Annotated in this window: 16 protein-coding genes; 7 read left to right on the forward strand and 9 right to left on the reverse strand. The window is 72.4% G+C overall.

Annotated features, from left to right (window positions below; genetic code table 11):
- Nucleotides 1-96 precede the first annotated feature (96 nt).
- Complete coding sequence (locus tag ABZO31_RS16995; RefSeq protein ID WP_406862072.1) at nucleotides 97-1,716, forward strand: protein kinase domain-containing protein; 1,620 nt, start codon at nucleotides 97-99, stop codon at nucleotides 1,714-1,716.
- A gap of 28 nt (nucleotides 1,717-1,744) precedes the next feature.
- Here the strand turns inward: ABZO31_RS16995 and ABZO31_RS17000 are convergent, their stop codons facing one another.
- From ABZO31_RS17000 to ABZO31_RS17010, 3 genes are all read right to left on the reverse strand, one after another.
- The gene (locus tag ABZO31_RS17000; RefSeq protein ID WP_406865379.1) at nucleotides 1,745-2,740 is read right to left on the reverse strand and encodes a phosphotransferase; all 996 of its coding nucleotides are present in this window, start codon (nucleotides 2,738-2,740) and stop codon (nucleotides 1,745-1,747) included.
- A gap of 109 nt (nucleotides 2,741-2,849) precedes the next feature.
- On the reverse strand, nucleotides 2,850-3,302 hold the full coding sequence (locus tag ABZO31_RS17005) for a pyridoxamine 5'-phosphate oxidase family protein (protein WP_406862073.1): 453 nt from the start codon (nucleotides 3,300-3,302) through the stop codon (nucleotides 2,850-2,852).
- 87 nt (nucleotides 3,303-3,389) lie between these two features.
- Nucleotides 3,390-4,049 (reverse strand): response regulator, encoded by a 660-nt coding sequence (locus tag ABZO31_RS17010; RefSeq protein WP_406862074.1) that lies wholly within the window; start codon nucleotides 4,047-4,049, stop codon nucleotides 3,390-3,392.
- Nucleotides 4,050-4,364: 315 nt separating this feature from the next.
- On the opposite strand from ABZO31_RS17010, the gene pdhA reads away from it, so the two are divergent.
- Genes pdhA through ABZO31_RS17025 form a run of 3 tightly spaced genes read left to right on the forward strand, consistent with a single transcriptional unit; the run spans nucleotide 4,365 to nucleotide 7,947 of the window.
- Nucleotides 4,365-5,540, forward strand: a complete 1,176-nt coding sequence (gene pdhA, locus ABZO31_RS17015; protein WP_406862075.1) for a pyruvate dehydrogenase (acetyl-transferring) E1 component subunit alpha — start codon at nucleotides 4,365-4,367, stop codon at nucleotides 5,538-5,540.
- A gap of 2 nt (nucleotides 5,541-5,542) precedes the next feature.
- Nucleotides 5,543-6,523 carry an alpha-ketoacid dehydrogenase subunit beta gene (locus ABZO31_RS17020; RefSeq protein WP_406862076.1) on the forward strand — a complete coding sequence of 327 codons (981 nt, stop codon included), beginning with the start codon at nucleotides 5,543-5,545 and terminating at the stop codon, nucleotides 6,521-6,523.
- A gap of 32 nt (nucleotides 6,524-6,555) precedes the next feature.
- Nucleotides 6,556-7,947 (forward strand): dihydrolipoamide acetyltransferase family protein, encoded by a 1,392-nt coding sequence (locus tag ABZO31_RS17025; protein ID WP_406865380.1) that lies wholly within the window; start codon nucleotides 6,556-6,558, stop codon nucleotides 7,945-7,947.
- Nucleotides 7,948-8,018: 71 nt separating this feature from the next.
- On the opposite strand, the gene ABZO31_RS17030 is transcribed toward ABZO31_RS17025, so the two are convergent.
- The 5 genes from ABZO31_RS17030 to ABZO31_RS17050 all read right to left on the reverse strand — a co-directional run bounded on the left by ABZO31_RS17030 (nucleotide 8,019) and on the right by ABZO31_RS17050 (nucleotide 12,871).
- Complete coding sequence (locus tag ABZO31_RS17030) at nucleotides 8,019-9,308, reverse strand: ABC transporter permease (RefSeq protein WP_406862077.1); 1,290 nt, start codon at nucleotides 9,306-9,308, stop codon at nucleotides 8,019-8,021.
- Nucleotides 9,298-10,053, reverse strand: coding sequence for an ABC transporter ATP-binding protein (locus ABZO31_RS17035; RefSeq protein ID WP_406862078.1), 756 nt, complete (start codon nucleotides 10,051-10,053; stop codon nucleotides 9,298-9,300). Before ABZO31_RS17035 ends, ABZO31_RS17030 begins: the two co-directional genes overlap by 11 nt.
- Nucleotides 10,046-11,443, reverse strand: a complete 1,398-nt coding sequence (locus ABZO31_RS17040; protein WP_406862079.1) for a hypothetical protein — start codon at nucleotides 11,441-11,443, stop codon at nucleotides 10,046-10,048. The genes ABZO31_RS17035 and ABZO31_RS17040 overlap by 8 nt, the downstream gene beginning before the upstream one ends.
- Nucleotides 11,440-12,390 carry a hypothetical protein gene (locus ABZO31_RS17045; RefSeq protein WP_406862080.1) on the reverse strand — a complete coding sequence of 317 codons (951 nt, stop codon included), beginning with the start codon at nucleotides 12,388-12,390 and terminating at the stop codon, nucleotides 11,440-11,442. The genes ABZO31_RS17040 and ABZO31_RS17045 overlap by 4 nt, the downstream gene beginning before the upstream one ends.
- A 100-nt stretch (nucleotides 12,391-12,490) precedes the next feature.
- Nucleotides 12,491-12,871 (reverse strand): peptidase inhibitor family I36 protein, encoded by a 381-nt coding sequence (locus tag ABZO31_RS17050; RefSeq protein WP_406862081.1) that lies wholly within the window; start codon nucleotides 12,869-12,871, stop codon nucleotides 12,491-12,493.
- Between the two features lie 321 nt (nucleotides 12,872-13,192).
- On the opposite strand from ABZO31_RS17050, the gene ABZO31_RS17055 reads away from it, so the two are divergent.
- Both ABZO31_RS17055 and ABZO31_RS17060 read left to right on the forward strand, forming a co-directional pair.
- A complete protein-coding gene (locus ABZO31_RS17055; RefSeq protein ID WP_406862082.1) occupies nucleotides 13,193-13,834 on the forward strand; it encodes a GntR family transcriptional regulator in 642 nt (213 codons plus the stop codon).
- Nucleotides 13,831-15,123 carry an MFS transporter gene (locus ABZO31_RS17060; RefSeq protein ID WP_406862083.1) on the forward strand — a complete coding sequence of 431 codons (1,293 nt, stop codon included), beginning with the start codon at nucleotides 13,831-13,833 and terminating at the stop codon, nucleotides 15,121-15,123. The genes ABZO31_RS17055 and ABZO31_RS17060 overlap by 4 nt, the downstream gene beginning before the upstream one ends.
- Before the next feature lie 48 nt (nucleotides 15,124-15,171).
- On the opposite strand, the gene ABZO31_RS17065 is transcribed toward ABZO31_RS17060, so the two are convergent.
- A complete protein-coding gene (locus tag ABZO31_RS17065) occupies nucleotides 15,172-15,996 on the reverse strand; it encodes a maleylpyruvate isomerase family mycothiol-dependent enzyme (RefSeq protein WP_406862085.1) in 825 nt (274 codons plus the stop codon).
- Nucleotides 15,997-16,152: 156 nt separating this feature from the next.
- Here ABZO31_RS17065 and ABZO31_RS17070 point away from each other — a divergent pair, with 156 nt between their 5' ends.
- The gene (locus ABZO31_RS17070) at nucleotides 16,153-16,944 is read left to right on the forward strand and encodes a carbon-nitrogen family hydrolase (protein ID WP_406862086.1); all 792 of its coding nucleotides are present in this window, start codon (nucleotides 16,153-16,155) and stop codon (nucleotides 16,942-16,944) included.
- Nucleotides 16,945-17,185 lie beyond the last annotated feature (241 nt).

Here is a 17,185-nt window from a genome sequence, read left to right on the forward strand (position 1 = left end):
CGGTCAATCTCGGACTGTGATGTCCGACGAAGCCTGTAGCGTGACGGGACAGAGAACGTCACGGCGACACACGGCAACACACGACGGCGAGGACTGATGGCACCCGAACCCGAAGCAGGCGGCAACGGAGTGTCGGACGCCGCCGCGGAGTCATGGGGCGTCGGCGGTCTGGTCGGTGACGGCCGCTACCGGCTGACGCACCGTCTCGGACGCGGCGGCATGGCCGAGGTGTTCGCGGCGGAGGACGTCCGGCTCGGCCGCACCGTCGCCGTCAAGCTGCTCCGCGCCGACCTCGCCGAAGACCCGGTCTCCAAGGCCCGGTTCACCCGCGAGGCACAGTCCGTCGCGGGCCTCAACCACCATGCGATCGTCGCCGTGTACGACTCCGGCGAGGACGTGGTGAACGGCCAGCCCGTGCCGTACATCGTGATGGAGCTGGTCGAGGGCCGCACCATCCGCGACCTGCTGATCAGCGCCGAGGCCCCCGGCCCCGAGCAGGCGCTCATCATCGTCTCCGGCGTCCTGGAGGCGCTGGCGTACTCGCACCAGCACGGCATCGTGCACCGCGACATCAAGCCGGCCAACGTCATCATCACCAACAACGGCGCGGTGAAGGTGATGGACTTCGGCATCGCCCGCGCCCTGCACGGCGCGTCCACGACGATGACGCAGACCGGCATGGTCATGGGCACGCCGCAGTACCTCTCCCCGGAGCAGGCGCTCGGCAAGGCCGTCGACCACCGCTCCGACCTGTACGCCACGGGCTGTCTGCTCTACGAACTCCTCGCGTCGCGGCCGCCGTTCACCGGCGAGACCCCGCTGTCGGTGGTCTACCAGCACGTGCAGGACATGCCGATCCCGCCGTCCGAGGTCGCCGACGGCGCGCCGCCGGAGCTCGACGGCCTGGTCATGCGCTCGCTCGCGAAGGACCCGGACGACCGGTTCCAGAGCGCCGAGGAGATGCGCGGGCTCATCCAGTACGGCCTGCAGATGCTCCAGCAGCAGGGCGGTCACACGGGCGGGTGGAACACCGGCCCGGTCGCGATGCACGAGGGCCCGCGCACCCCGAGCGGCGGCACGGCCGCCACGGCGGCGTTCGGTCACCCGGTGCACGGCGACACCTCGCAGCAGGGCCAGATCCTGCCGCCGCCCAACCCGCATGACGGTGGCGTCGGCGGGTACGACACCGGCGGCTACGGCGCGCACGGCGGCAACAACGGCGGTGGCCGCGGCAAGGTGCTGCTGTTCGTCGCGTTCGCACTGATCGCGATCGTGGCCGGCGTCGTGTACGCGATCGACAAGGCGAACGACAAGGGCGGCGGCACGACGGACAACCCGCCCGCCACCACGGCCCCGTCCACGCCGCAGACCTCCCCGTCGCCGTCGGAGGAGCAGACCGACGACGAGGACGAGCCGGACACCTCGACGGGCGGCGACCAGGGCACCTGGAACTCGCCGACGTACGTGCCGCCGCCGCGGCCCAGCTTCACGCAGTCGCCGACGGGCGAGCCGTCCCCGACCGACGAGCCGGGCACCACCGAGGGCACCACCGACGCGGGCGGCACGGGCGAGCCCACCGACGAGCCGACGAACCCCACGGAGCCGACGGACGGCGCCGACGGCGGCACCAACACCGGTACGACGACGGGCAGCACGGGCCAGCCGGGCGGGCCGGGCACGTCCGGCGACACCAGCTCGACGGGCGCCACGGGCTGAGCCTCCGTCACCATGCGGAGCGCGTAGGTCAACTCGTGAAGGCGTCGCGCACCGCCTCGTACTCGTCCGTCCACCACACCGCCAGGGCCGACACCGCGGGAAACTGCGGGTCGGCCCTGCGGTCGTCCAGCCGGTAGCGCCAGCGCAGTATCCAGAAGTCGTTGAGCCGCTCCCACCACACCCGGTGCACCGCGGCGGCGAGTTCGGCCGCGTCCGCGTCGGCGGCGCTCCGGTAGGCCCGCGCGTAGGCCCGTACCTTCGCCAGCGCGAGCCGGCCGGTGGGCTGGACGAAGAAGATCGCGGCGGCCCGGACGGCCTCCTCGGCCCGCGGCTGGACGCCGAGCCGGTCCCAGTCGACGATCGCGGCCGGCTCGGTGCCCCGGTAGAGCACGTTCAGCGGATGGAAGTCGCCGTGCACCCAGCCGCCCGCCGAGGCCGGCGGGGGCCGGCGGTGGGCGTGCTCGGCGAGCAGGGTCCGGCGTTCGGCCAGCCGGTGCTCGGCGAGCTCGTCGAAGCCGTCGCGCGGGCGGTGGGCGCGGGCCAGCCGGAGCAGCTCGTCGACGGCCTCGACGGTGCGCGCAGGGTCGGCGCTCTCGTACGCGCCGCCGGCCGGCGGGGCCTCCATCACCTGGGCCAGGCAGGTGTGGACGTGGCCGAGCAGGGCGCCGAGGCGGCGCGAGCCGGCGGTGGTGAGCTGGGCGCCGTCGCGGTGCCGGCCCTCGACCCAGGGGTGCAGGGCGTAGCAGCGGTCGTCGATGACGGCGACGGTGCGGCCGGCGGAGTCGGCGAGCGGCGGGGCGACGGGCAGGCCGAGGTCGTGCAGGCGCTGGGTGGCCCGGTGCTGGCGGGTGATGGTGTCCCGGTCGGCGGTGGGGGCGTCCAGGTGCTGCTTGAGGAAGTACGCGCCGCGGGTGGTGGCGAGCCGGTAGCCGCGGTTGAGCAGGCCCTGGGTGAGGGGGACGCAGGAGAGCGGTTCGCCGGCGTCCGGGTAGCGGCGCAGGAGCGCGTCGACGGGCGGAGCCAGGGGGTGCGGAGCAAGGGGCGTGGACGCCCGTGGGGCAGGTACGGGTACACGTGCGGGTACAGGAGGAGCAGGAGCCAGTGTTGCAGATGAGCGCGGCACCCGTCAGATGTTAGATCACTCGGAGTGGTGGTTCCGTCGCGCTCCGGACGGGCCCGGGGGCCGGGAGCTCGTCGAGCAGATGCACGGTCGCGAACTGCGGCTCGACGCACAGATAGACCGTCTCCAGGGGCGCCCCGTCGGTCGCCGTCGGCGGCGGTCCGAAGGCCGCGAGCTGGGCCTGGGTGGGCTCGACGAGCGCCGCGGTCCCGGTGAACTGGACCGACCAGACGTCCTCGGCGCCGGAGCCGAGGTTGTCCGCCTCGTACGCGACGACGCTGCCGTCGCAGGCCTCGTGGTAGCCGAGGCAGCGGTGCAGCCGGAGCACGAGCCGGCCGTCGTGCACGACGTGCCGGGCGGGGGCGACGAAGGGCAGCGCCCGCATGCTGGTGGCGACCCGGCCGTACGTCACGCGGGTCAGCAGCTCGATGGCGCGGCGTTCGTCGGCGGATTCGTCGGAGGGCATGGTCTCCACTCTCCGCCGCCCCGCGGCGCCCGCAGAAGGGCCCCTCGCCCCGCCCGGTCCGGGACCTAGGTCCCGGAGCCGGTGGCCTCAGCCGCGTTCGGCCTGGCGCCGGGCCACGTAAGCGGCGGCCTGGGAGCGGCGCTCCATCCCCAGCTTGGACAGCAGGCTGGAGACATAGTTCTTGATCGTCTTCTCGGCGAGGTGCAGCCGCTCGCCGATGGCCCGGTTGGTCAGTCCCTCGCCGATCAGGTCGAGGATCCGGCGCTCCTGGTCGGTCAGGCTGTCGAGCTTGTCGTCGCGCTTCGGGCTGTTCCCGTCGCGCAGCCGCTCCAGGACCCGGGCGGTCGCCACCGGGTCGAGCAGCGACTTGCCGGCGGCCACCTCGCGCACGGCGGTGAGCAGCTCGTTGCCCCGGATGGCCTTGAGGACATAACCGGAGGCACCGGCCATGATCGCGTCGAAGAGGGCCTCGTCGTCGGCGAACGAGGTGAGCATCAGGCACCGGACGCTCTCGTCCTGCGAACGGACCTCACGGCAGACCTCCACGCCGCTGCCGTCCGGCAGCCGCACGTCGAGCACGGCCACGTCGGGCTTCACGGCAGGGATCCTGACCAGCGCCTCCTCGGCCGTGCCGGCCTCGCCGACCACCTCGATGTCGGGCTCCACGGAGAGCAACTCGTGGACGCCGCGCCGGACCACTTCGTGGTCGTCCAGCAGAAAAACCGTGATTTTTCCTTCTTCGCGCACGGGGCCAGTCTCACATATTGGCTCTTCCCGTGCCCGGGGTGCGCGGGATAACGTGCACCCGTTCCGGCGGCCTGCAAGGCTGTTACCAGTGGTTTCTCGATTTACTTGGAAATCCAAGCAAAATCGCAGGTCAAATGGGGTTTCGCAGTAATGCGGGACTCTGGGTAACGTGCCTATGACAGGGCGCTCGCCGGGGCACCTGTCACGCCCGACCCCGTCGCGTCGCACCCACCCCGTGCGCGGGCACGGAGAAGGCGGAGCCGCACTGGCCTTGCCCGGCGAACCCGGGGGCCGGACCGACGGAGGAGCACGCACGTGACCGTGGAAAGCACTGCCGCGCGCAAGACGACGCGACGCAGCAGCGGCACCAAGCGCACCACCAGCGCGAGCGCGAAGAAGGCACAGGCTTCGGAGAACACCGAGCCCGAGCTCGTTCAGCTGCTGACGCCCGAAGGGGAGCGCGTCCAGCACCCCGAGTACGACATCGACCTGAGCGCCGACGAGCTGCGCGGGCTCTACCGGGACATGGTCCTCACCCGCCGCTTCGACTCCGAGGCGACCGCGCTGCAGCGTCAGGGCGAGCTGGGCCTGTGGGCCTCGCTGCTGGGTCAGGAGGCCGCGCAGATCGGCTCCGGCCGCGCGCTGCGCGACGACGACTACGTCTTCCCGACCTACCGCGAGCACGGCGTCGCCTGGTGCCGCGGGGTCGACCCCACCAACCTGCTGGGCATGTTCCGCGGTGTGAACAACGGCGGCTGGGACCCCAGCAGCAACAACTTCCACCTGTACACGATCGTCCTCGGCTCGCAGACCCTGCACGCCACCGGCTACGCCATGGGCATCGCCAAGGACGGCGCGGACTCCGCCGTACTCGCGTACTTCGGCGACGGCGCCTCCAGCCAGGGCGACGTCAACGAGTCGTTCGTGTTCTCCGCGGTGTACAACGCCCCGGTCGTGTTCTTCTGCCAGAACAACCAGTGGGCGATCTCCGAGCCCATCGAGAAGCAGACCCGTGTCCCGCTCTACCAGCGCGCCCGCGGTTTCGGCTTCCCCGGCGTCCGGGTCGACGGCAACGACGTGCTGGCCTGCCTGGCCGTGACCCGCGAGGCCCTGGAGCGGGCCCGCCGCGGCGAGGGCCCGACGCTGATCGAGGCGTTCACCTACCGGATGGCCGCGCACACCACCTCCGACGACCCGACCCGCTACCGCCGCGACGCGGAGCGCGAGGCGTGGGAGGCCAAGGACCCGATCCAGCGCCTGAAGGCGTACCTGGAGAACGAGGGCCACGCCGACGCGGCCTTCTTCGAGGAGCTGGAGGCCGAGAGCGAGGCCCTCGGCAAGCACGTCCGCGAGGTCGTCCGCGCCATGCCCGTCCCGGAGCACATGGCGATGTTCGACCACACGTACGCGGACGGGCACGCGCTCGTCGACGAGGAGCGCGCGCAGTTCGCCGCCTACCAGGCGTCCTTCGAGGGCGGAGAGGCCGAGTAATCATGGCTGTTCAGAAGCTTCCCCTGGCGAAGGCGCTCAACGAGTCGCTGCGCAAGTCCCTGGAGAGCGACCCCAAGGTCGTCATCATGGGCCTGGACGTCGGCAAGCTCGGCGGTGTCTTCCGGATCACCGACGGTCTGCAGAAGGACTTCGGCGAGGACCGGGTCGTCGACACCCCGCTCGCCGAGTCCGGCATCGTCGGCACCGCGATCGGTCTCGCGCTGCGCGGCTACCGGCCGGTCGTGGAGATCCAGTTCGACGGCTTCGTCTTCCCGGCGTACGACCAGATCGTCACCCAGCTGGCGAAGATGCGGGCCCGCTCGCTCGGCACCGTGAAGATGCCGGTCGTCATCCGCATCCCGTACGGCGGCGGCATCGGCGCGGTCGAGCACCACTCCGAGTCCCCCGAGTCGCTCTTCGCGCACGTCGCGGGCCTCAAGGTGGTCACCCCGGCGAACTCCTCCGACGCCTACTGGATGCTCCAGCAGGCGATCCAGAGCGACGACCCGGTCATCTTCTTCGAGCCCAAGCGCCGCTACTGGGACAAGGGCGAGGTCGACACCGAGGCCATCCCCGGCGAGCTGCACAAGGCCCGCGTCGCCCGTGAGGGCACGGACCTCACGCTCGTCGCGTACGGCCCGATGGTGAAGACCTGCCTGGAGGCCGCCGCGGCCGCCGCCGAGGAGGGCCGGTCGATCGAGGTCGTGGACCTGCGCTCGATCTCCCCGCTCGACTTCGACACCATCCAGGCCTCGGTCGAGAAGACCGGCCGCCTGGTCGTGGTCCACGAGGCCCCGGTCTTCTTCGGCTCCGGCGCGGAGATCGCCGCCCGGATCACCGAGCGCTGCTTCTACCACCTGGAGGCCCCCGTCCTGCGGGTCGGCGGCTACCACGCGCCGTATCCGCCGGCGCGCCTGGAGGAGGAGTACCTGCCGGGTCTGGACCGGGTGCTCGACGCCGTCGACCGCTCGCTGGCGTACTGAGGAGAGCCCCCGTGACCATCCGCGAATTCAAGATGCCCGACGTGGGCGAGGGTCTCACCGAGGCCGAGATCCTCAAGTGGTACGTGCAGCCCGGTGACACGGTCACCGACGGCCAGATCGTCTGCGAGGTCGAGACGGCGAAGGCGGCCGTCGAGCTGCCGATCCCGTTCGACGGCACCGTGCACGAGCTGCGCTTCCCCGAGGGCACGACGGTCGACGTCGGCGAGGTCATCATCTCGGTGAACGTCGGCGGCGCCGCGCCCGCCGAGGCTCCCGAGCAGGCCGCCGCGGCCGCCCCGGCTCCTGCCGCTGCCGCTGTCGCCGAGCCCGCCGCCGAGGCCGAGCCGGAGGGCCGCCAGCCGGTCCTCGTCGGCTACGGCGTCGCCGCGTCGTCCACCAAGCGCCGCCCCCGCAAGGGCGCCACCGGTGTGCCCGCCCAGGCCGCCGCGGCGGTCCAGGGCGAGCTGAACGGGCACGGCGGGGCCACCGGCACCGCCGTCCTCGACCGGCCGCTGGCCAAGCCGCCGGTGCGCAAGCTGGCGAAGGACCTCGGGGTCGACCTGACCGCGGTCGTCCCGACCGGCCCCGACGGCATCATCACCCGCGAGGACGTGCACAAGGCCGCGGCGCCCGCCCCGGCCGTGGAGGCCCCCGCGCCGGTCGCTCCGGCCCCGGTCCCCGCTGCGTCCCCCGTGGCCGCGGCCCCGGTCGTCGAGCCGGGTGCCCGGGAGACCCGGGTCCCGATCAAGGGCGTGCGCAAGGCGACGGCGTCGGCGATGGTCGGCTCGGCCTTCACCGCGCCGCACGTCACCGAGTTCATCACCTTCGACGTCACGCGCACGATGAAGCTGGTCGACGAGCTCAAGGCCGACCCGGACATGGCCGGCCTGCGGGTGAACCCGCTGCTGCTCATCGCCAAGGCCGTCCTGGTCGCGCTCAAGCGCAACCCGGAGATCAACGCGGCCTGGGACGAGGCCAACCAGGAGATCGTGCTCAAGCACTACGTGAACCTGGGCATCGCCGCGGCCACCCCGCGGGGCCTGATCGTGCCGAACATCAAGGACGCGCACGCCCAGACCCTGGCCGAGCTGTCGGGCTCGCTGAGCGAGCTGGTCGGCACCGCCCGCGAGGGCAAGACGACCCCGGCGGCCATGCAGGGCGGCACCTTCACCATCACCAACGTCGGCGTCTTCGGCGTCGACACCGGCACCCCGATCATCAACCCGGGCGAGTCCGCGATCCTCGCGGTCGGCGCGATCAGGCTCCAGCCCTGGGTCCACAAGGGCAAGGTGAAGCCGCGTCACGTCACGACGCTGGCGCTGTCGTTCGACCACCGTCTGATCGACGGCGCGCTCGGCTCGAAGTTCCTGGCCGACATCGCCGGCGTTCTGGAGCAGCCGAAGCGCCTGATGACCTGGGCATGATGCCCGGCTCCTCACGTTTCACGTGAAACACCACCGGCCGGCTCCCCCTCGGGGAGCCGGCCGGATGCGTGTCAGACGCCGCTGCGCAGGGTCTCCGCGGGCAGGACGCGGGCCGCCGCGAGCGCCGGGTACAGCCCCGCGAGGAGGCCCACCACGAGACCGATCAGCGGCCCGGTCGCGGTCAGCGCGGGGTCGAGGACCACGACCCACCCCTTCGCCAGACAGGTCAACGCGGTGATCTGGACGCCCAGTACGGTGCCCAGCGCTCCGCCGGCCGCGCCGACGAGCCCGCTCTCCACGCAGAACTGACCGGCGACGGCCCGCCGGGACGCGCCCAGGGCGCGGCGCAGGCCGATCTCGGCGCGCCGCTCCAGGACCGACACGTACGAGGTGTTGCTGACGCCGAGGGCGCCCACGCCGAGCGAGACGGCCGCGAGGCCGAGGAACAGCGCACGGGTCTGCGACTCGACGCCCTGCCGCAGGGAGCGCGGGTCCGGCGGCACGAGGGCCGCCAGTTTCTCCGGCGCGCCCGGCGCCAGGGCGAGCGGTGCCTCGCTGCCCACCTGGTCGGCTGCACCGAGCTCGGTGTGGATGATCATCTCGGCGGGGGCGAACTCCAGCTCCGCCGGCGCCTGCCGGGCCGCCCAGTAGGGCAGCACGACGGTGCTGGTGAGATCCGTGTTGCCGGCGGGCGCCCGGTAGACCCCGATGACGGTGAAGGCCGTTCCGTTGACGTACACCAGCGGGTTGGGCGTCGCCCCGTCGATGGTGAGCCGGTCCGCGGCCGCCGTGTCCAGGAGCGCCACCCGGTCCTGCCGCTTCTCGTGGCCCTCGTCGAACCAGCGGCCCCGCTCCAGGGTGGCGGCCAGGGCCTCCAGCGCCTCGGTCTGAGCGGCGGCGACGTTGCCCTCGGGGAGCTCGTTCTCCGTCCCTCCGGCGAGCCGGGTCACCAGAGGATGGTCTGCCGCCCGGCTGCGCAGACCGGCGGCGCGCACCCCGTTGAGCGCGCGCGCCCGCTCCGCGGCGGCGGGCTCCGGCTGGGGCTGGACACCGGCGGCGGGAGTCGCCGGGAACTTCACTGTGACCTGGGTGGCCTTGAGCGCGTCGAACTGGTCGGAGACCGCCCCGGCCGCACTGGCCGTGATGCCGAGGGTGGCCAGCGCCGCGGCCAGACCGACCGCGATGCCGACGGTGGTGAGCAGCGTACGGACCCGCCGCCCGGCCAGTGCCAGGAAGGCCTGGGTGAGCAGGTCGAGCGGATGCGTCCGGGGGCGCGGGGCCGTACGGGCCGCACGGGCCGCGCGGGTGCCGCGTCGGCCGGCCGCGCGCCGGTCGCCGCCGTCCTTGCGTCTACGAGACACGGCCGTCCACCACCTTGAAGACACGGTCGGCGCGGGCCGCCACGTCGAGGTCGTGGGTGACGACGACGACCGCGCGGTCGACGTCCACCAGGCCCTGCAACAGGTCCATGACCCGGGCGGAGTTGGCGGTGTCGAGGTTCCCGGTGGGCTCGTCGCAGAGCACGACGGCCGGACGGTGCACGATCGCCCGTGCCACGGCCACGCGCTGCTTCTCGCCGCCGGAGAGCGTCCCCGGCCGGGCGTCGAGACGGTGGCCGAGGCCGACCGCCTCCAGCGCCTCCACGGCCTGCGGACGGCGCCGGGCGCGCGGCACACCCAGGTGCACCAGCGCCAGTGCCACGTTCTGCACGCAGGTCAGATGGGGGACGAGGTGGAACGCCTGGAAGACGAAGCCGAGCGTCGCCGCCCGCAGCGCGGTGCGCTCCCGCTCGCCGAGGGACGTGGTGTCGGTGCCCTGGAGGAGATAGCGGCCCGCGGTGGGGGTGTCGAGCAGCCCGAGGACGCTGAGCAGGGTCGACTTGCCCGAGCCGGACGGGCCGACGATGGCGGCCAGTTCGCCGGTGCGGACCGTGAGCCGCACGTCGGTGAGCGCGTGCACGGGCGGGGGCCCGGGGTAGGTCTTGCTCACCCCGGACAGCTCCAGGACGCTCGAGCCGGTCGAGCCGATGGCGCTGGTGGAGCCGGTGGGGCCGGTCGAGCCGATGGCGCCGGTCGAACCGATGGGGCTGGTGGAGCCGTCAGCCATCGATCCCGCCCGTGCTGTCGGCTCCCTGGCCCCCGAGACGACTGAGCAGCACCTTGTCGCCGGAGCGCAGGGCGTCCGCCTCGGCCGTCACCGCGGCGAGTCCGTCGAAGCTGAACACCACCTCGACCGGCACGTCCTGCTTCTCCTTGCCGCGGACGACGGTCACGACGGAGGCGCCGCCGAGATCGGTCCAGACGGCCGAGACCGGGACCCGGAGCGCGCCCGCGGGGCTGCTGCGCAGTTCGACGATGACGTGCTGGGTGGCGCCGCCGGTCGCGTTCGCCGGGCCTCCCTTGGGGATGAACAGGGCGATCTGCCGGGCGGCCTCGTCCTTCGCGGCGTCGCCGCTGCCGCTCTTGGCGGTCTCGTCGGAGCCGGCCGCCGCCGAGCGCAGTGCGTGCAGCTGACCGGAGTGCCCGGAGTAGGGGCCCTCGCCGAACTTGATCTTCGCTCCGTCGGGCAGGTCACGCAGCTGGGTGCGCTGGTCGGCGGTGAGCGTGGCGCTGATGTGCTGACCGCCGTTGCCGAGCACCACCAGGGGCTTGTCGGCGGGGCCGCCGACCTGGCCGCCGACCTCGACCACGGTCGCCGGGAGCGAGCCGACGTAGCTGACCTCCGCGGCGGGCAGCAGCCCGCCGGGTACGGCATCGGCGGAGCCCGTACCGGCGCCGCCGTCCGTGGCGGTCCCCGGTGCGCCCGTGCTGGGACCGGGAGCGGGCTCGCCGCCGGTACCGCCGTCGGTCTGTGCACCGTTCCGCCCGGTGGTGTCCGGGCTCTGCCCGCCGCTGCCCGTGGAGCCGGGCGCGGATCCGGCGCCGGACGCCTCGCCGACGGGGGCGTCGTAGCCGCTGTCCTTGTACAGGCGCTTGACCGCGGTGGCGGTCGCCGTGCCGTAGGTGCCGGTGACCGCCACGCCGTAGCGGCCGTTCAGCGCGCGCTGCAGCTGCCGCACGTCGGGTCCCTTGTCGCCCAGGCGCAGATCCCGGTAGGCCGGGAACCTGCCGGGCAGGACGAGGACGGGCCGCCCGGAGACCTCGGCCACGGCCCTGCCCGCCTTCACGCTGTCGCCGGTCTTCACGGGCAGCGCGGTGACGACCGCCTTGGCGGCGCCGGAGGGCACCGCGCCGGTGACGGTCGTCCGGCTCGCGGCGGCGACGGTGCCGGTGAGTTCGAGCCGCTCGACGAGGGGCTCGGCCGACACGACGCCGGTGATCTGGGAGGCGGCAGGCGGCGCGGCGTTGGCCGCGCGCTGTTCGGGCGTACGGGCCTGCGCGGCGATCCACCACACGGAACCGCAGGCGGCCAGCAGCACGGCCGCCGAGACGGCGACGAGGGTCGTGCGCCGCGACCTGCCGGACCGCTGGGCCCGGCGGCTCCCGCCCTCGCTCACGAGCTCTTCCGCAGCAGACGCTGCGCGTTGCCCGACGCCTTGCTCATCAGGTCACGCCAGGCGATGATCTCGGACTCGTGCTCCGAGAGGACCTTCGCGGCGGCCTCGGCGCGGGCGCTGCTCAGGGACTGGTTGAGCTTGCTGCTCTGCGCGCAGGTGGCGTCGTCGACGGCGATGTCTATCTCGCGGACCTGGGCCTTGTCCAAGGCCTTCTCGTCGCCGGGGCCGAGGCCCTCGTAGTCCTTGGAGGCCTTCTCGCGGGCGTCGTCGGGTGCGTCGACGCCGGAGTGCCGGGCCTTGTCCATGCAGCTGGACCAGGACTCGAGGGCGTTCTTCACGCCTTCGTCCTTGGCAACGCTCTTGCCGGTGTCGGAGTTGACGGTGTTGGTGATGATCCAGTGCAGCCGCAGATACGTCTTGAGGTCGCCGTACAGCTCCCGGCGGACGTCCGCCATGCAGCCGGTCTTGCCGATGGAGACCTTGCCGCTGCCGAACTCGTAGGTGACCTGCTCGTCGTCGGGGCCGTACATCGCCAGTGTGTGGGCGGCCTTGCGGCTGTTGGGCAGGGCGTCGAAGGCGGCGTCGGAGTCGGCCGGTGTGGTCTTGTCGTCCGAGGCGCGGCGGGGGTCGAGGCCGTAGCCGATCTTCTTCGCGGTCTCGAGGCTCGGCGAACCGTAGCTGCGCTCGGCAGGGGGAGCGCTCGTGCCGCCGTCGGCGGGGAAGACGGTGAAGCCCTTCTGGACCATGCAGCGCCGGATCAGCTTCAGTTCGGCGTCCTGCACCTGCTGCTTGTTCTCGCGCGAGGCGTCGAGGGCGGCCTGGGCGCGCAGCGCCGACTTGCGCTCGTCCGGGCCGGCTTCCTCCTGCGCGGAGCAGCCGCCGAGCGCCAGCGCCACGGTGACGGGTGCCAGCACGGCGATGGTCTTGGACTTCATGGTTGTGTTCACCGACGGTTCCATCCGTACGTCCAATGAAGAGGCGGCCACTCCCTGGTCAGGGGAGCAGCCACCTCTTCAGAATTCAGTTCCCGAATTCAGAGATGCGAGTTCAGCAGCTCTGGTTCAGCCGGTGGCTGGCGCCGTCGTCGTTGGCGTCCCAGTAGTAGTTCACCTGGCCGCCGCCGATGACGCAGATCTCGGTGCCGAGGGTCATCCAGCGACCACCGAAGGTGCGGGAACCCTTGGCGCGACGGTTGCGCCACGAGCTGTCGTTCTCGTCGACGGCCGGCATGTCGATGTCCCAGCGACCGGACTCGATCTTGGTCCGGTACATCGAGTTGTCGGTGCTGAAGTCGCGGTCCTTGTAGATGCAGAAGTTGCCGTCGTAGCAGGTCCGGTCGGGCGCGGCCTGGGCGGTCGGAGCCATGGCGACGAGGCCGACGACGGCGGACATGCCGACGAGTCCGGCAGTGATCTTCTTGCTGAGCATGGTGCTCCCCCTGTTGCTGACATGACGAATGCAGAGAGGAAGACAGGAGGGCAGCCGCAGACCCTCCCACCCCCCGAGCGGCTTCCATGATCATCACATGAATGTCCGAATATAGGAAACCGGAATACGGTAATAGGACAGGGTTCAACGAAATACGTCCGATCGACCCGGTGTTTCTCTGGCTTGGGCAGATTCGGACGACTTGAGTCCGCTTTTGAGATTGGCTCATTCCGGTTGCGTGGGGCGCCGTCATGAGCGGAGTCCCGTCCGTCATGCGGACGGGTCTGTTAGTTGAACACCGCTTGTATCTAAGCTGCGTCCATGGCATCCGCACCCCCAGCAGCAGACCGGGTCTACACGCACGTCAAACAAGCGGTCCTCGACCGCCGTTACGAGGGTGGGACGCTGCTCACCGAGGGGGAGCTGGCGCAGGCCGTGGGGGTCTCGCGGACGCCGGTGCGCGAGGCGCTGCTCAAGCTGGAGATGGAGGGGCTGCTCAAGCTCTACCCCAAGAAGGGCGCCCTCGTGCTCGCCGTCTCCGCGCAGGAGATCGCCGATGTCGTCGAGACCCGGCTGCTCGTCGAGGAGTTCGCGGTGCGCCGCGCCGTCCCCGCGCCGCCCGCGCTGCTCGCCCGGCTCAGGGAGCTCTTGGAGGAGCAGCAGCGCCGTGCTGAGGTCGGCGACCTCGCCGAGGTCGCCGTCACCGACCGGTGCTTCCACGCGGAGATCGTCAAGTACGCCGGCAACCAGATCCTCGCCCGCCTCTACGACCAGATGCGGGACCGTCAGCTGCGGATGGGCGTGGCCGTGATGCAGTCCCATCCGGACCGCATCGCCAAGAACATCACCGAGCACGCCGAGATCCTGGAGCGCATCGAGGCCGGGGACGCGGAGGGCGCGGCCGCCTGCGTCCGGCAGCACCTGAGCTGGGTCAAGGTCCTGGTCCGCGGGGACGCGCGATGACGCCCTCCCTCCCCGGCGATCCGCCCGGCGGCCGGCGGGCCGCCCTCGTCTGGGGCGTCGGCGTCGCCGTGTACTTCGTCGCCGTCATCTTCCGCACCTCGCTGGGCGTCGCCGGACTCGACGCCGCCGACCGCTTCGACGTCAACGCCTCCGCCCTGTCCACCTTCTCGATCCTGCAGCTGCTGGTCTACGCCGGCATGCAGATACCCGTCGGCCTCATGGTCGACCGGCTCGGCACCAGGAAGGTCCTGACCCTCGGCGTCGTCCTGTTCACCGCCGGCCAACTGGGCTTCGCGCTCGCCCCCTCGTACGGCACCGCGCTCGCCGCCCGGGCGCTGCTGGGCTGTGGCGACGCGATGACCTTCATCAGCGTGCTGCGGCTCGGCTCCCGCTGGTTCCCCGCCCGCCGGGGCCCGCTGATCGCCCAGGTCGCCGCGCTGTTCGGGATGGCCGGCAACCTGGTCTCCACCATCGTGATCTCCCGGTTCCTGCACGACCTCGGCTGGACCGCCACGTTCGCCGGCAGCGCGCTGGCCGGCGTCGTCGTCCTCGTCCTGCTGCTCGCCTTCCTCAAGGACCACCCGGAGGGGTACGAGCCCGCCCCGGCCGCGCACGCGGGCGCCGCCTTCGTCCGCCGGCAGATCGCCGAGTCGTGGCGCGAGCCCGGCACCCGGCTCGGCATGTGGGTGCACTTCACCACCCAGTTCCCCGCGATGGTGTTCCTGCTGCTGTGGGGACTGCCGTTCCTCGTCGAGGACCAGGGGCTCTCGCACGGCACCGCGGGCGAGCTGCTCACCCTGGTGGTCCTGTCCAACATGGCCGTGGGGCTCGCGTACGGGCAGATCATCGCCCGGCACCACGCCGCCCGCGCCCCGCTCGCGCTCGGCACCGTCGCCGCCACCGCTCTGCTGTGGGCCGCCACGCTCGCGCACCCCGGCGACCGCGCGCCGATGTGGCTGCTCGTCACCCTGTGCCTGGTGCTCGGGGCCTGCGGGCCCGCGTCGATGATCGGTTTCGACTTCGCCCGGCCGGCCAACCCGCCGCGGCGTCAGGGGACCGCCTCCGGGATCGTCAACATGGGCGGTTTCACCGCCTCGATGACGACGCTGCTCGCCGTGGGCGTGCTGCTCGACGCGACCGGCGACGACTACCGGATCGCGTTCTCGTCCGTCTTCGTGCTGCAGGCCCTGGGCGTCGCCCAGATCCTGCGCCTGCGCGCCCGCACCGTACGGCTCGAGCGCGAACGGCTGGTCGCCAGCCGGGTCGAGACGGTGCACGTCCCGGTGTGACGGCCGGCGGCGGGGCGGTCGGGACGGGGCGGTCGCCGCCCCGCCCCGTCAGGGGGTGACCGCGAAGTTGTCCAGGATCGCCTGCGCCAGCTCCGCGTCGCCCTCGACCTTGACCCGGTCCACGACCGCCGCCGGCCGCACCCGGCCGCAGGCCAGCCGCACGTACGTCTCCCAGTCCAGCGCCAGCGTCACCGCCGGACCCAGCGACGGCGCGCCGTCCACCGAACCGCGGCCGTCCGCGTCCACCCGGACCGTCCGCAGGAACTCCACCGGACCGCTCACGTCGAACACGACCGCCGAGCTCGCCGGCGCGCCCGCGTCCTTGGCGACCACCTTCGGCAGCGCCTCAAGCAGGACGTCCCGGGTCACCAGCGCGCCCGGCGAGTCCAGGTTGCCCGGCTGGTTCAGCGTGATCCGCAGGTCCTGCTCGTGCACCCAGACGTCGAAGGCGCGCATCCGGTACGCCAGCTCCAGCGTCTGCTCCGCGCCCAGGGGGGCGCGGATCTTGTGGTCGGGCCCGCGGTTCTCGTTGCGCAGCTGACGGGCGCGGCGGATCAGCACGTACTCCAGCTCGGAGGTCATCTCCGGAGCGGTGTGGTGCCGGCGCACATCGACCTGCATCTCCATGTAGCGCGCGAACTCACTGCGCACGTGGTAGAGGTCGCGCGGCAGGCTGTGGATGGGGCGCGGGTCGCCGAGCATCTCGCACTCCATGCCGATCACATGGGAGACGAGGTCGCGCACCGACCAGCCCGGGCAGGGCGTGGCCCGGTTCCATTCGCCTTCGACGAGCGGCTGCACCAGCTCGGATATCGCTTCGATGGAGTGGGTCCAGGCGTCGGCGTAGTTCTGAAGGCTGGGATGGACGGTCACGGGACCCCTCGGCGGTTCTGCTGGTGCGCGGGCTGAAAACAAGTCGGCGTGGGAGGTTCGGACGCTAAGTTACGCTGCCCGAAGGCACCCCGGCAGTGCTTTCGTGTGACGATCGTAGGCCCGTGTTGACGGCTCGAATGCCAGGACGGTGGTAGTGTGCGCGCCTCGCTGATCCAGATCGCAGTAGACCCGGACGAACCGGTCAAGACGCGCCGGGAGCGCGTGGCGGAACTGGTGCGGGCGGAACGGGCCGCGGATCTCGTCGTCCTGCCGGAGCTGTGGACCGTCGGCGCGTTCGCGTACGAGTCCTTCGCGGCCGAGGCGGAGCCGCTGGACGGCCCCACGCACGAGGCGATGGCGGCGGCGGCGCGGGACGCGGGCGTCTGGCTGCACGCGGGCTCGGTCGTGGAGCGGGCGGACGACGCCCTGTACAACACCTCCCTCGTGTACGGCCCCGACGGCGCGCGCGTCCGCACGTACCGCAAGATCCACCGCTTCGGCTTCGACAAGGGCGAGGCCGTGATGATGGCGGCGGGCGAGGAACTGGTCACCGTGCCGGTGCCGGGGCTGACGCTCGGCGTCGCCACCTGCTACGACCTCCGCTTCCCCGAGCTGTTCCGCGGCCTCGTCGACGCGGGCGCGCAGGCGCTGGTCGTCCCGGCGGGCTGGCCCGCGCGGCGGCGCGCGCACTGGACGCTGCTCGCGCAGGCGCGGGCGGTGGAGAACCAGGCGTACGTCCTCGCCTGCGGCACCGCGGGCACCCACGCCGGCGTCGAGCAGGCCGGCCACTCGATCGTCGTCGACCCCTGGGGCGAGGTCCTCGCGGAGGCGGGCCCGGACGCGGAGACCCTCCGCGTCGAGCTGGACCCCGAGAAGGTCGCGACCACCCGCGAGCAGTTCCCGGCCCTGAAGGACCGCGTACTCGGGCTGGCGGCGCCGCGGCCGTGACGGGCTGAGGCGCGGGGCGGAGGGCGGTGGCTGGGCGGGGAGCGAGCTGCGCCCGCGGTGCGAGCGCCCTGCGCCCAGTGGGAGCGCCCGCGTCTCTGCGGCGAGCGAGAGGCGCCCGGGTGGCGGGTGACCGCGTCTCTGCGGCGAGCGACAGGCGCCCGGGTGGCGGGTGACCGCGCCCTAGCCGCCGAGCGACTCGCCTCGGGTGGCCGAGCACCCCGCGCCCACGGGCCGAGCACCC

This window comes from Streptomyces solicamelliae (assembly GCF_045348655.1).
Lineage (GTDB): Bacteria > Actinomycetota > Actinomycetes > Streptomycetales > Streptomycetaceae > Streptomyces > Streptomyces solicamelliae.